The organism is Streptomyces sp. NPDC059080, assembly GCF_042739975.1.
GTDB lineage: Bacteria > Actinomycetota > Actinomycetes > Streptomycetales > Streptomycetaceae > Streptomyces > Streptomyces benahoarensis.
Map to the genome: position 1 here is coordinate 1 of NZ_JBHYGX010000069.1, position 14,973 is coordinate 14,973.

Below are 14,973 nucleotides of genomic sequence, written 5' to 3' on the forward strand. Positions count from 1 at the left end.
ACATGCTCAGCCGAAGGCCGCCCGCACGCACGGCAGTTACCAGTCCGAGTGATCAAGTACGAGGACTCGTTCGGGCCCTGAGGTTAAAGATCAAGATAGCTGCGGTGTCGCCCGGGCTGGGCACGGGGGAACGCGCTGGTGGTGACGCTTCTGGTGCAGCTCGGGGTGGTGGCGGTGACGGGACTGCTGAATCTGCGGCTGCCGCGGGTGGTCGGCCGAGAGCTGATCGGTACCGGCCGCGCCCGGTGCGGCAGCAGGGCCCGGACCGCGCGTCGCGGTCCGGGCCCTGCCCCATGCGGTGCCGCCCCGCTGCGGCGGTGCGTCAGCTCTGTGCGGTGTCGTCGCCCGCCTGCCCGGCGCCCTCAGCTGCGCCTGCCTTCTCCCGCATCTTGCGCACCAGTTCCGCCTTCTGGTCGGCTGCACCCTGGCGGTCGAGGTTGCGGTGCGGACCGTTGTTCTGCCGTTCGGCGCGGGACAGCTTCTTGCGCTGGCCGCCGCCCATGCCCACGGGGTTGTTGATGTTCTTGCTCACGGTCACGGGTTCTCCCGGTAATGATGTGAAGTGATCTACGGATTCATCGGTGGGGGACGGGCGGCGACGTCGAAGGACGTCAGCAGTGGCCCATCACGCTCTCACTCGTAAATCGGCGTCTGGAAGAACATGACAAGGACCTTACCCGGTTCCGCCGGCCCCGCACACCAGCCTTTTCGCCGCCCCGGCATCGGCCGGGCCTTCGGCGGGCGCCCGGGGCCAGCCGCTTCCTTCCGGGAATCTCAGCACAGCCAGCACCCGCCGGTGGTCGCCGCCCGCCCGGGGCAGGTCCAGATGGACGTTACTGGGCCGTCGCGGGCGTTGCCAGTGGTCGCGAGCATACTGACGGCATGAGAGATCATCTCACTTACGCCCCGCCGTTACGGGACAACCTTTAGCCAAGGAAGCTCAACCGCACCTGGCCGTCCGCGAGCGCTTCCTCGTCGTCCAGTACGACAAGATCGCCTGTCTCGGCACCGCGCCCGCCCCATGGTTCAAGGCAACCGCCCGCACGAAGGTGAGCACCTTCGACGTCAACAGCGGCCACGAGAGACCGCCAGCCTTCGTGCGCCTGTGCGGCAAGCACCTGATCCTGCCTATCGGCTCCACGCCGACCAACCTCGCCTCCCCATACGCAACCGCCGAGTCGTATCCCGAGTTCATCATCGGCACCGATCGCAGCGCCGGCCAGCCCATCACCTTCACCCCGGGTCGGCTCAGCGACCATTTCCGCCGACGGTGGTGAGACGCCCGCAGGGCGGGGATCGGGCTCGGGCCGGTGGTCGTGAAGTGCTCGCGACGATCTTGTTCGTGTCGACCTCTGGTTGCACGAAAAAGATTGGCCGCGGGCCCCAGTGCGGCGCCCGACCGAGACGGCGAGCCCGCAGCTTGAGCGGAATCCGAGCGACCCTCCAGACAGGCATCTGACGATGGAAGTTTCCGGCGAGACAAACCGGAAAGCAATCCTCCGAAATCTCTCCGGACAATTCGCACGTCAGCGACGCTGAATCGGCCATTCTGTTTTTCACGATACAAAAGACTGACCATCGTGTATTCTGCGTTCGCCATCCGGAAATATGGTCCGCGCCCGCAGCCGGGCCGCGACCAGCGCGTCGTCCTCGCCGCTCAGCAGCAGCCCCTCCACAAGGCGTACCAGCTGGTCACGCTGGTACGGGCTCGGCGACGGGACAACCTGGGTGAGGCGGGCGAGGGAGAAGGGTTTTGCCTTTCCGCTCGCAGCGCGCCGTCCGTAGCACCGACCAGCTTCAGTCTGACTCAACGGTGTCCTGCACGGCGCGGTCCTCGTGCGCACTTGCGCCTTCCGGCAGATCACCGGACCCACCACGGGGGATACCTCCGCTCGAGCGGAGGTATCCCGTTCGGGATCGGCGCGAAGTCCTTATTGGGGTCGTCGTCCCGGGAATGAGGGGGCACGTCCCGCAAGGACCTCGCGGAACTGCGGTGGGCCGACAAGGCTCAGCGTCGTCGTCCACGACGCAGGCGACAGACAGTGGCGGCGCCGCATCGGCCGGAGACCCGTCGACCGCGGAGATGGACGATCCAAAATCCGGACCACACTCGGACCAGCGCACCAACGCTTACCTCACACCCGAGCATATTCGCTGGTCAAGCGCGTGCGGGCGGTGTACCACCAGCAGACGAAGATTCTTCTGGTGTCTTACTCGCCGAAGAAGCTCGGGTTCTTCCAGAGGTGCGAGAGAAAGCGCCTGAACCGGGTTTTTGCCCGTCAGACGCCTTCCGCTCGATCTGCTCGGAGCAGGGAACGTTCTCCCTCATGACGTCCCTTTCCTCCCACGGCCATCCCGCTCCTGACCAGCCCTTCCGGACCAGTGACGGACCAAGAACCGACTCGCTCCGCAGACATCTCACCTTGGCTGACGCTGTCCCGCTCCTGCCCTGTCCGACGACGGTGCCCCCGCCCGCCGCCGTCAGCCGCCCGTTGTCAGGTGTCGTCCGTCAACGGTTCGCCTGTGCCGACGCCATGCTGGCCCGCCACTCAGGGGCGTCCGGTTCCTCGTGGAACTCAAGAAGGTGCTGCCCCGCGTGACGGGTCAGGGCATCGCAGACCTGAGCCGGAGTGGCGTAGAAGAACTCGCGGCGTGCGTTGACCCTGTTGACTCTCCGGTCCTCGAACTCCTGGTGCAGGGCGCGTTCCAAGCTCACGGCGTCGTCACTGTAGATCAGCGCATGCACGTCGAAGCGGAAGGGAACGGAGGCATCGCCCAGTTCGTTGACACGATCCATGGGGTCGAGACGACGGGTGAGGCCGATCTTGACCATGGACTCGCCGAACGCACCGATGTTGGAGATGACGTACACGTACCCCGCACGGTTGTTGGCCTCGCGGCGGTTGATGGCCTCCTCGTCGGCGTCGATCTCACCGAGCTTCCGCTCCAGTTCCTCGATCTGGTCCGGGGCCACCTGGCCAGCGGAGCGGGCCCGGGTCAGTGCCAGGACGAGGCGGTTGCGCTCCTTGTCGAGCCGGGCGCGCTCGCGGGCGATCTCCCGTTCCAGGCGCTCCTCCTCCCGCTGCCGTACCCGCTCTTCACGACGCTGCTCCTTCTCCTCCTCGACCTTGGCCAAGTGGTCGGCGGTCAGCTCCAGTTCGCGCACCCGCAGACGGTGGTACTCGTCGGTCACTCGGATCTGCATGGTCTTGCCGAGCCGCGCGATGGTCTCCCGGGACTTCACCAGCCGGTCGATGAGGGAGGCGAGACGGTGGGGCTTCATGCCCCGTACGGCGGTATCGACCTCGGCGTTGTAGGCGCGCAGCATCAGTTTGGAGAAGTCACTCACCATACGGCGTCCCTCGGCGGCGGAGCCGTTGACCGTCCACTCGGTGACCCCGACGACGGCCTGCCCGTTCTTGGTGAGCGCCTTGTAACGCTCCTTGATCCGGTCGAGTTCGGCCTTGTAGGCAACGGCGTCCGCGAGCGGGTGACGGTACGCGTAGATGCCCGCCTCCTGCAGCAGTGCCAAGTCGTCGGTGACGACCAGACCGCTTCTGGCCGCGGTCAGCCGACGCTCGGCTTCCTGGGCCTGTATCTCCATCTCGTGCAGCCGCTGCCGGGAGCCGCGGAGTTCGTTCTCGGCGCGTTCGGCCGCGGCCTCCACTTTCGTGTCAAGGACGGCGTCGATGCGCTGGAGCTCGGCCAGGTTCTCGGCATGGGTACGGCGAAGGCGCTCGGTCTCCTGGACCAGACGGACCACGTCGGCACCAGCGAGGGCGGTCAGCTCGGCCAGCAGACGCTGGTTCTCCGTCCGCAGCGCCTCGGCGTGGGCGGCCTGGGCACGCAGCTCGTCCCCCATGCGGGCGGCCTCGGCCTCCGATTCTCTCCGGCGGCGGCCGAAGAGACCTCCACCGCCGTCGGGCCGGGACGGGTGCTGCGGCACAGGAGCGGCTGGGGTCGTCAGTCCGGGCTGAGCGGGGACGGGAACGGGGTTGGTGAACGGCTGCACGGGGACAGGCGCGGAGCCCGTGAACGGTTGCGCGGGAGCGAAGACCGGTGCGGGGAGGGGCTGTCCGGAGGCAGGGTGAGCAACGGTGCCAACCTGTTGGGCGTACCACTGGCGCCAATGTGCCAGGCGGTCGGCGAGGTTCTGGCCGTCTCGCTTGTCCATGTTCTTGAACTCGGTCGCCCACCCGGCGACGGACAAGGTGAGCGTCCCCTGGCCCAGTCCTCCCGTCCAGCCCTGGTCGGAGATCTCGCCGAGGGCGTGGGATACGAGCCGCTGGCCGGACCAGCCCTGCGCGCGGAACAGCACACGGCGATCGGTGAGGGCGAGCACTCCCATGACGCCGTCGTGGTGCGCGACGGCGAGGGCTTGAACGGTTTCGTCCGGTGTCAGCACCTCGGGAAGGCTCTTCACGGAGCCCTTGATCGGGAACCAGATGCCCCTGATCGCGGCAGCTGCCGCATCGACGTCGGGTCGGGAGGAGTGTATGGGCAAGGGGAGTTCGCTTTCTCTTGTCATCGTCATGCCAACCGTCACCGTGAGCGGCCGTGGGTACGGTGGGGGCCGGGCCCGCACCCGGCCCCCACCGGTAGGTCATGCCTTGCCGTCGAGTGCACCCAGCGCAGAGTGGAGAACCGGCTCGACACGCAAGCGTGTCCCGTCCCGGTCGAACACCTGAAGGACTTCCAGGCAGGTGATGGCCCAGAGCGCCTCGTCGGCAGAGAGGCCGGCCATCTCGGCCGCGGTGATGAGGTAGCCCTCGTCATGCCAGTCCGTGCCGAGCTGTTCGACGACCCCGTCGTAGGCGGCCTTGAGGGTGTCACTCTCCAGCAGGCCCACGGCCTCGACGAACTGCTCGGCACCGCTGCTCTGCTCCAGCCACGACGTCAGGTCACCCAGCACCCTGTCCTGGTTGGGCCGACGCTCACGCAACTGCAGGGCTTTTTCCAGTAGGTACGGCCAGCCGCCAGTCGCCGTCGCGAGACGGGTCAGTCGTTCTTCCGTCTCGCACAGGCTGTAGCGACGCGTCCAATCCTTCAGGCTGCGCAGGTCGTGCCGGCGCAGCGCCACGACTGTGTCGTGGTCGGCCTCGGGGCCGGTGAGAAGGCTGGCCCAGAAACCGAGCTGTGCCACACCCGACACCAGGACCACGGACCTGGTGGCCTCTGCAGCCTCGGGCAGGACCACTCTGGCCAGGCTCAGGGAATCCTGGCAGGACTTCTCACTGACCAACGAGAGGTCGCTGATGAGCAAGCGCCGCTCGCCGGAGCGGCCCGCGGCGAGTTCCTTGCGGAACGTCTTGGCGCTGCCGATCGGGGGCACCGACCAGCCCGCCACCCTACCGGTGACGGTTCGCAGGGTCAGCTCCGCGTCCGCAATGCCGGTTGCCTGCGTACCGAGCACGACACGGACCTGGTTGACACATTCCCCCAGCAGGTAGTCGATCTGGTTCACGGTGAGCGGGGCGGACCTACCGTCGAGGAGCACCGGACGGCTCTCCAGCACAACGGTCTCCTCCAGCCGGGACTCCTTCTCCGCCCTCAGCAGCCGCGCCTCGATCTCCTGGGCAGTGCCGATCATGCGGAGCGCGTTGGGCCCTCTCAGGTGCCAGCCCTGCCCGTCGTTGTTCGGCGCCAGGACCCCGAGACCCACCATCTCCTGCAGGTAGGCGCGGAAGCCCTCGCTGTCCAGCTGCTCGAAGCCCTGGGGCCACCAGCCGGCGCATTCCTCCCGCAGCTCCCGGTCACTGAGCCGGGTTTCCAGGCCGTTGTCCCGGGCGTGCTGGGCGAGGACGTTGGCGATGACGTGGTAACGGTCGTCCAGGGCGAGGGTGTCCTTGAACGCCGCGGTGATGTCCGAACGCAGCGAAGCGTCCTGCTCCACCTCGTCGACGTCGGACTCCTCGATCGTGTACGGAGGCGGGCAGAGCGGTGTGCGCGCTCGCTTGTCCTGCATGACCTGCACCATCCGGCTGCCGAAGATCTGCAGCAGGAAGGGCTGGTACGAACAGAATCCGAGCACCCTGTTGACGAGGTCGACGTCGGCAAACTCGAAGCCGAGCGCACGCATCGGGTGCACGATCAGGTCGGCCGCGAACTGCGGGGCGAGCGGTCCGACGACCGTCGGGGTCTGCGCCAGGTGGCTGAAGGGGCCGTTCCTGGCGAGCCGGGTGAAGCGCTGCACCGAGTGCAGACCGGCGAAGACGACCTTGGCCCGGCCGCGCGAGTCCTCGCCCAAACCGCGCAGTCGACGGGTCTCCGTGCACTCGGGGACGTCCGCCTCGAAGAAGCGGTCGCACTCGTCGAGGAGGATGAGCAGCCGCCGGTCGGGGTCCTGATCGAGCCATCGGGCGATCCCGTTGGTGACCCGCTGCCACGACTCCTGCTGCGGGTCCCGGCGCCGGGGCTCCTCCAGGACGCCCTGCCTGATCAGTTCCTGGTCCAGCGTGGGCCAGATGGCCTCCGCACCGAGTGCGGTGCTCCGGCCGATGCCGATCTTGTCCAGGTTGAGGTAGAGCTTGCGGTACGCCCCGGGGCGCTGTTCCTCGAAGCGATCGCCCGCGTCGGCAAGCAGGGCCGACTTGCCGAGACCTCGGCCGCCGTAGAGGATCTGCGTCCCCGCCGGATCATGAATGCTCTTGCGCTCACGGTCACGGCCGTAGAACATCTCCCGGCCGATCTGGCCGCGCTTTTCCTTGATGTACGGGTTCACCGCGGAGAACGGCAGCAGCGTCTCGGTTGTGGCGTCCACCCGGCGATTGCCGTGCGCGACCAGGTAGGCCAGCGCGGCATCGTCGATGACCATGATCGGCTTGGCGCCCTGGGAGGCGGCGGCCAGCTCGATGCGGGTCCTGCTGTCCAACGCTCCGAAATGCACAACGAGCAGACTGCTCTCGTCAGGATCCTGGAGCGCCCGGCTGATGAGCAGTTTCGCCGCGGGGCGGCCCCAGATGAGGAGGGCACGCAGTTTGCGGCCCCGGTCCTTGATCTGGGATCCGAAGGACGGCGCCCAGGCGCGGCCGGTGACATGCACGTCCGTCAGTTCGAAGAACCGGTAGTCCTTGCCCCGTGGCAGGTCGTCCAAGGGCCGAGCCCGCCGCGCCTCGTATCCGAGCAGCGACAGGGCCGGGGTAAGGCTCTCGCGCGGGTTGATCTTGATACGGTCCTTGACCGCGGCGAGCGTGTTCCACAGTTCCAGGGCCGCGGCGGCGCGTTCGGCCTCCTCTCCCGAAAGCCCGGCATAATTCAGCGTGGTGTCGTCACCGTACCGGCCACGGGTTCGGACGGCCGTGATCAGCTCGGCGTCGATACCGCCAGGCAGGGCATCGGGTACAGCGGGGAAGAACGCCTCCAGATGAGAGTCCTCGGACCTGATCTCCGGTACCGGCTCGCCCAGTTCGAGGAAGTAGACCAGTTCGGCCGCGGTGGCCAGACTGTCGGTGTCCAGATTGCGCTGAACCCGTTCGCGGTCCTCCGCGCTCACGTCCGTCAGCGCGGCCAGCCGGGCACGTAGCTGGTCAGCGGCTTCCTTGCGGTAGCGGGGCAGGAGTACCTCGACCCGGTCGAGGTTGCGGCGGACTGCGGCCAGCTCGTCCGGCCCGTCGTGCTCCAGGTGTGCCCTGGCGTCCGCCAGCAGCTCCTGAAGGCTGACGTCCTGTTCGACGGTGAGCGCCTCGTCCGCCTGGGACCGGCGGAGCCGGACGGCCAGCTGCCGCTGCTTCTCGGTGAGCGCCGCGCGGCGCTCCCGCTCACTTGCAGTGAGCTGCGTGCGGCGCTCCTCGGAGAGGGTCAGGGTGTGGGCCGCCGGGAGCACATCGAGGTCGGCGAGATCCGTAATGGTACGGACCACGCCGTACTCGTCAGCAGCGAGCTGCTGCTCGATCGCATCGTCCCAGGTACGATCCACGGCTTCCAGCAGATCATGCATGGTGGGTTTCTCACCCGGCGCGGTCGGTCGCGCCTTGTACAGCTCGGCGTCCAAGACCTGCTGCGCGTCCGGCTCGGGTCCCGCCTCGACCGGTCGGCTGTCCGCGTCCAGCCCGTCGAAGACCTCGGCGAACAGATCCCGGGCCACGTAGGCGGTGGCATTCGCCAAGGCCGCGGAACTGCGTTCGGCCGCGGCGAGGTCATCAGAGACCCGTTCGCGCAGACCAAGAAGGGAGAGTCGCAGCGAGGCGACGGACTGGAACGCCCACGCGTTCTCCTCCGCACGTCCCGCTTCCAGGTCACGCTTGGCCGCACGCCACTGTCGCACAGCGTCCCGCCCGCGCTCCAGGAAGTGGCGAACGTTGTTGCGGCCCGGCCCCTGGAGGCCGCGGCCGCCCGGCCCGCGCAGCGCAGCGTCCATCTCGTCGAGCGCCGCCTCGATCTGCGTGCGCCGGGCGAGGTTCTCCAGCAGCTCGTCCGCTCGCATGGTGGCGTCCGGGGCCCCTGCCACGATCGCGGTCAGCACGCCACCGAGCAGCCCCGTCGGAGCCAGCCAGCGCTGCACCATGGCGCTGGCCCGCTGGAAGCGCAGGCGAGGCACGGTGAGCAGGGCCTGGCAGGCATCCACGGCCGCCCGCAGCTCACTCTCGGTGTGAGAAACGTCGGCGACGACGGCGCGGGGCGGCGCGATGAGAAGCGCGCCCTGCAGGGCGCGCTCCGCCACCGTGGTCGCCACCTCGTGCAAGGCGCCAGGTAAGTGCGGGGCGAGTGCCCGCAGCTGCGCACCGACCACAGGCGCGCCCGTCACCAGAGCCGCTCGGACCAGGGTGGGCAGCAGGAGCAAGGAGAGAGCATCGGTGTCACCCTCCCTACGCGCCTCCCACTCGTGCAGCGACTCCTCGATAACCTGGGCCGCGCGGCCGGTCCTGGAGCGCAGCAGTGTCGCTGCGGTAGCCACACGCAGGGCTGCGGACTCGGTGTCCGGACGGTCTGCGGCCTGCGACAGGTGGGCGGCGAGCCCGAAGCGCTTCTCGGCGATGAGCCGGGCGAGGACCGGCTCGATACCCACCTGGTGAGTGCTGCCCGCGGCAACTGTCTCGGTGGTCACCGTGGTCGCCACGGAACCGACGAGGGCCGGCCGGGGCGACGCAGGCTGCTGCTCCTCGGCGTCGCCGGACCGGGAGCCGTGCTCGTCCGGGCCGGAATCGGCGGTGCGGTGGTTCTGTTGGTTCTGCGGCACGGGGGTGCCGGTGTCGCCCTCCGGAGCAGTGGCCTCCTCCGGGGCAACCGTGCGCTCCGGGGTCTCCCGAGCCTCGGCGGCGTCCGCGCTCTGCGGGACGGCCGCGTCATCGGCGGTCGATTCCTCGGTCACCGTGATCTGCTCGTACAGTACGGCGGCGACGGCGTACGGCGGATGTGCGACCGACAGCTGTTGTTGGAGCCCGATGATCTCCTGCTGTACGTCTAACTGGTCCTTCATGCCAGCGAGGCGTGCCAGCAGCGCGAGGAAGTGCGCGCAGGCGTCATCCTCTGCGTCCCACTCCTGCTTCGCGAGCAGTGCCTCAGCACGCTGTCGGGCGTCAGCAACCACCGCAGCAACCGCGCTGTCCTGGGAACAGCCGAGGGTCATCACCGTCCCGACCGCGCGACGGCTCTCTGCGTCCCTCTGGTTCCGTTCGGCGCGCGCACGGACGTCGTCGAACGCCGTGAGGATGTCGGTGAGGCGGTCGGCGACACAGGTGACGCCGACCGCGGAGAGCGCCGCCCGCGCGCGGGAGAACGCCGGAGCGACGGCAGCCAGTGGTGCCAGATCGGTGTGGGCGGGCGGGCACCCTTCCAGTAGGGAGGAGCGCAGCCGGTCGGCGGCGCCTCGCGCCTCCTCGATGACGCGCGGGAGTTCCTCCTCGGTCGCGGTCAACTCGTCCATGAAGTCCCGCTCGCTGGGGGCCTGCTGTCCGCGTTCCCTGGCGGGCCCGTCCGGCTTCGGGGGTTCCGTGTGATCGGGCCGCCGGGAAGCCAGGAGGGTCGTGATCGGCTGTGGGCCCTCGGCCCCCACGTCATCGTGCGGCGCGATGGGCTGGTCGAACCCGGGAGTCTCATCGATCACATGCCGGGCCACCTTGAACACCAAGCCCCGGGCAGTTTCGTCCGCGTCGACGCCGAACCAGTCGTGGCCGGCGGCCCAAACGAGCAGACGCGCGTCGTACGCCGACGCCTGGATGTGGGAGAACAGCGCCAGGCGGAGCAGACAGGTGCCCCAGCGGTCCACGGGCCCAGGCCCGGTGCGGGCGGGCCCGTGCGCCCCGACCACGCGGTCGAGGTCGTTCATGATCCGAGCCGTGAGGTGGGACACGGCGTGCCTGCGGTCAGCCGACTCCACCCGTTGCACCCGCTTGAGTACCTGCTCGCTGAGCACACGCCCGAAGCGCCGCGGCTCCACCTTGCGAAAACCGAGACCTTGCATGGTGGCTTGACGGTCCTTGGGCCCGAGGGCGTTGAGTGCGAGTTCCGTCTCCCCGACGGTGAGGTCGCCGAGGGCGGTGTCCAGGACCGGGCCGAGCCCGTCGAGGGCTGCGGCGAGTTCCTTGAGCAGGCCGAGCGGTGTTCCCTGCGGGGAGAGCGGTGGTGTGGCAACCACGGGATGGCTAAAGGTCATTCGGTCCCGATCTCTTGTGTTCTGCGGTGTCGATGCCGGGGTGGTGTTCGGCGCACGCCGGCGTGGTCCGCCGGCAGGTCAGCGCCGGCGGAAGTGTGCGGTGACGAAGGTGTAGCCGGGTGGCAGTTCCCAGCCGTCCGCCTTTCCGACGTGGCGGCAGTGTTCGCGGTAGGCGGCATGCTGCGCGCCGGTCGGCTCCGATCCCGGGGGCAACCTCCGCAGGAAGCCATGAACGAAGTGCTCCGCGCCCCTGTCCTGCGAGGGCACCCCGGAGCCCGAGCCGGGCCGAGGCACCACCACGGGGTTCGGCGCGTAGCCGATCAGGGCGATCAGCGGCTCGCCGTCGCGAACGGGATGATGGGGCTCACCGTCCGTGCCGCGGCTGCCGGTGGCCGGGAAGAGATGCCGTTCGACAAGGAGTTCGTCCATGGCCTGCTCCAACGCGGTGACCTGGTGCGGGGCGGGCGTCGTGTGGTAAACGCCCCGGGGAAGGGCGCTCCGGTCGAGCAGGGCATGCCCATCGGGCGTGAGCCGGCCGAAGCGTCGTACGGCCCGCAGGACAAGGCGCCGGGTGTCGAGGGCGGCGGCGGAGTCGCCGTCCCGGTCGCAGCCCGGGGCTCCTTCTCGGGTGAGGACTCCAGGGTCGTAGCGGTGCGCGACGAGCTGTCCGTCGATCTCGACGGGGTCCTCCAGTGCGACAGTGTGGACCCGGAAGACGGTGCCGCCGCGCGGCCACTGGATGTGCAGGCACAGCCCGGGGAAGAAGTCGATGGGCCACTGGACGTTCCGGAGCATGCCGCTGTCATCGGTGAGGTCGAGAAGGACCTCCTGGACCTCCTCGGACGCGTCGAGCTCGCCCCCGTCATGGCTGATCTCCAGGCGTACGGGGACACGGTCGACGCCGAGGCACGTCAGCCCTTCCCTGACCATCCGGCTCAGCGGCAGTCTTTCCTCCATGAGGTGGGCGAGGCGCAGCGGGAGTTGCCAGCAGACCTCGCTGTCGTTGATCCGCAGGTAGTGGGGCCGGCCGATCCGGTCGCCGTCCTCGAACGGGGTGTCTGCGGGCTCGGCATCGGTGTACCGCCCTTCCTCGTCTTCCTCGTGGGGAGCGCTCTGAAGAGGGGCGGCGACGGTCCGGGGCAGCGCGGGTGGCTGCACGGTGTCGTGCCAGCCGCGTTCCGCCGGGCGTAGCGGATCGCTTCCGTCCGCTTCTTCCGAGCCCGGGTGGTGGGACCGCCAGATGCCGCCGCTCTCGAAGTCGTCGTCGAGGGTGATCCGTACATCGGCCTCGGCGCGCAGGCCGTTGTCCGTGTCACCGCGCACGAAGTCCGCGACCGCGAGGTTGGCGCGGCATACCGAGACCGCGTACTCCACGCCGGTCAGCAGTGGTTCGGCACCGTCGACGCCGCGCAGCCAGGGCCCGATCGCCGTGTACACGGTGCGCGAGCCGCTCAGGCCATGACGTCGGCGGGTGGCCGGGGCGGCGCTGCGCTCCAGGGAGCCCGCCAGAGCTCGCAGATCGATTCCCCCCAGTGGCCCGTCGTGGCGCAGGCCGGCCCCGATGCGGGTACGGGTCAGCGCGTACCGGCCCCAGGTGCGCAATCTGTCGCTGGTGCGCAGGGCATGGGTGACGGTGTCCAGCAGCCCGATGAGAGCGTCTTCGAGCCGCTCCTGGTCACTGCTCCCCGCGAGGTGGGCGACGGACATGGGGACGAGAGGGCTCAGCAGTGCCTCTCGCTGATGGGTGAGCAGGTGGTGCAGGAAGGCGGTCGAGTCGTCCAGCCCGTCCTGCGACACAGAGTCGTACCGGGCGTCGACGACGACGTGTCCGTCCTTGTTGAGCCACTTCTGGCGGGCCCGGAACCGCCGCAGCTTCGCCTCGCCGAGCTGCAGTGCCGGGCCGAAGGCCCGGAGGTCGGGTACCAGCAGCTCCCGGCGCACGGGCCTCGGCGTCTCCGGGCCTTCCTGCGGTCCCCACACACCGACCGGTGCGCCGGACACCCACGCGGGTACGTCGGCGCCCTCCTCTGCGCCGGGATGGCGGCCCTCCTTGTACACGATCTCGGCGAACAGCGGGTCGGAGCCGGTTTCGATCCGGACAAGCGCTCCGACGGGCAGGGCCGGTCCTTCGTCTCCGAGCGTCAGGGAGGGGAAGGAGTCCAGGTCGAAGGGGCCGTTCCCATAGCCGTCGCCACCGAGTTCGTAGCCGAAATAGGCTGCGTTGAAGGCGACCGCGCTGTGCACCGGACACGCACGGTCGGCTACCACCGCCTCCAGGTAGCGACGCAGCCGCTCCAGGTCCTCGGGAGGCGTGCTCCGGTGTCCGTCGGTCATGGCAGGAGTGAGGACCGGCTCGCCGACGTACGGCTGCCAAGTGCCCTCCCCGGTGGTGATCACCGTGGTCACACCCCGTCCTCCTTCCGCTCGGGTCCGCTTTCCGGCCGGTGGGACCGCGGGTGCCGTGCCGGGCGGAGTGCGCGCCAGAGTCCGTCCGGCTCTTCGACGGCGGCTCCGGCGGCGGCCAGCCGTGCAAGGCTCGCGTCGATGTCCGCAGAGGGGAGGTCGGCCCGACCGCCGAAGTGGCGGCTTTCCCGTATCGCCTTCGGCAAAGGGCTCATCTTTCGGGTCCTCGGGTTGTAGGAGGATTCGTCGCCGCGCAGCGCGTGCCAGAGCCGTCGCGGATGCGCACCCCGCGGCTGGAGTTGCAGCAACCGGTGGATCTGGAGGTCGACGCGCTGGTGCCGCAGCGAAGTGTCGGCGCCACCGCCCTCGCGGGGACGCGGGCTGCCGAATGCCTGAGCGACGGCAGGGCGCCGTTGCTCCACGGGCCAGCGACCGGTGTCCCAGCACGCGGAGCAACGGCAGCGGGCCGTGGTGCAGCAGCCCTCGGGCAGGTCGGTGACACCGAAGTAGTCGGCGAAGACCCGTTGGGCGCAGACCGTGCTCGCGTCGAAGAAGTTCCGCAGCCTGGCCAGTTCCTCGGCGGCTCGGCGGCCGCGGCGGCCCAGCACCACGAGGAAGCCGTCGGGCAGGGTGCCGGTGCGGGTGGTCAGACCGGTGACGAGACGACGGCTGGGTGCCGCGGAGACGTCCAGAAGCCCGCGGTCGTGGAGGTCGGCGAGCAGTTCCCAGGTCGCCGCGGGTCCGTCGGCGACCGACCGGTAGTCGGGACACCGGGCGGCGAGTTCCCGGTCGAGAAGCCGGACGTCGATGTGGATCGGGGTGTCCCAGGACAGGGCGATGTCGATGACGGTCTGCTCCAGCCGCGCGGGCCCGGCCGTTTCCTCATCGCGCCCCTCGCCCAGCTCTTCCACTGTGAGAGGCAACTGCCCCGTCCTGTGACCGACCGGTCGGAGGTCACCAGGCCGGACCGCGCAGTACGGCGGATGGTCGCCGAGATCCTCGACGGCGCCGAGGTCGGCGAGCACACTGAACGCCCGCATGATGCCGCCCTGGTAGCGCTCGTGGGTGTGCCTGTCCTCCAGCTCCGCTTCGCTCAGCGCACCGCTCGACGCGTCCTCGGCCATGAGCACGTCGGCCAGCCGTGCCGGGTCGAACGTGCCGTCCCGCTGGGCGAGAACGAGGGCGCCCATGCGCCGCAGGAGCGGGGAGGGCAGTTCCTGGCCCGTCATGAAGCGGACCATGCGCAGCCCCCGGCTCGTCGCGAGGGTGAGACCGCTGTTGGCCGGTCCCTTCCCGGTCGTCCCCCGGCCCGCGCTGTCGCGTCCGGCCCGTCCCAGCTGCTGGTAGAGCGCGGCCAGGTCGGTGGGCGGCGACACGCACATCACGGTGCGCACATCGGGCCGGTTGACGCCGAGTCCGAACGCGGAGGTGGCGACCACCACGACCGGCACAAAGCCCTCGTCGCCCTCCCGGGGCGCCTCCCGGAACTCCGTCATGACGGCCGCCTTCTCCGCCTCCGTCAGACGGCCGTGGAACCGCAGCACGCGGATACCGGCATCACCGATGTACTCGCGCAGGTGCGTGTAGAGGGTGTTGACCTCCTTGACGGTGAGGCAGTAAAAGATGGCGTGACCGTCGAGCACGTCCACGACGCGCTCCACCAGCCCGGCCACACCGCCCTGCCCGAGCCGGTCAAGAGAGCGGCGGAAGACCGCGAGTTCGGGTCGGATCGGGTTCTCGCGCACCGTCACAAGCCCACCGACGACATCAGGATGCTCCGCTTCGGCGACCGCCGCGGCCGAGGCGGGCTCCGGCACCTCGGCGGCCAGGCCGAACAGTCCTTCGCGCAGCGCCTCGTGAACGGCCCGGTTGGCGGGGGGGGGGCAGTCGGGGGGGGGGCACGCCGGGGGGGGGCCGGCGGCGGAGCCGCGGGGGGGGGGCACCCCCCCGAAGAACACCAAAAAAATCGCCGCCCCCGG

General features: G+C 69.5%; 6 protein-coding genes. 1 reads left to right on the forward strand and 5 read right to left on the reverse strand.

Going from position 1 to position 14,973, the window contains the following annotated elements; translation table 11 throughout:
* Nucleotides 1-322: 322 nt before the first annotated feature.
* Nucleotides 323-538, reverse strand: a complete 216-nt coding sequence (locus ACFWWQ_RS29170) for a DUF6243 family protein (protein WP_243627090.1) — start codon at nt 536-538, stop codon at nt 323-325.
* 511 nt (nt 539-1,049) lie between these two features.
* Here ACFWWQ_RS29170 and ACFWWQ_RS29175 point away from each other — a divergent pair.
* The gene (locus ACFWWQ_RS29175) at nt 1,050-1,277 is read left to right on the forward strand and encodes a hypothetical protein (RefSeq protein WP_384602213.1); all 228 of its coding nucleotides are present in this window, start codon (nt 1,050-1,052) and stop codon (nt 1,275-1,277) included.
* Nucleotides 1,278-2,509: 1,232 nt separating this feature from the next.
* Here ACFWWQ_RS29175 and ACFWWQ_RS29180 read toward each other — a convergent pair.
* The 4 genes from ACFWWQ_RS29180 to ACFWWQ_RS29195 form a co-directional block, all read right to left on the reverse strand.
* Complete coding sequence (locus ACFWWQ_RS29180; RefSeq protein WP_384602215.1) at nt 2,510-4,504, reverse strand: DUF4041 domain-containing protein; 1,995 nt, start codon at nt 4,502-4,504, stop codon at nt 2,510-2,512.
* A gap of 99 nt (nt 4,505-4,603) precedes the next feature.
* A complete protein-coding gene (locus ACFWWQ_RS29185) occupies nt 4,604-10,573 on the reverse strand; it encodes a hypothetical protein (protein ID WP_384602217.1) in 5,970 nt (1,989 codons plus the stop codon).
* A gap of 96 nt (nt 10,574-10,669) precedes the next feature.
* Nucleotides 10,670-12,997, reverse strand: coding sequence for a hypothetical protein (locus tag ACFWWQ_RS29190; protein WP_384602218.1), 2,328 nt, complete (start codon nt 12,995-12,997; stop codon nt 10,670-10,672).
* Nucleotides 12,994-14,739, reverse strand: coding sequence for a helicase-related protein (locus tag ACFWWQ_RS29195; protein ID WP_384602219.1), 1,746 nt, complete (start codon nt 14,737-14,739; stop codon nt 12,994-12,996). Before ACFWWQ_RS29195 ends, ACFWWQ_RS29190 begins: the two co-directional genes overlap by 4 nt.
* Nucleotides 14,740-14,973 lie beyond the last annotated feature (234 nt).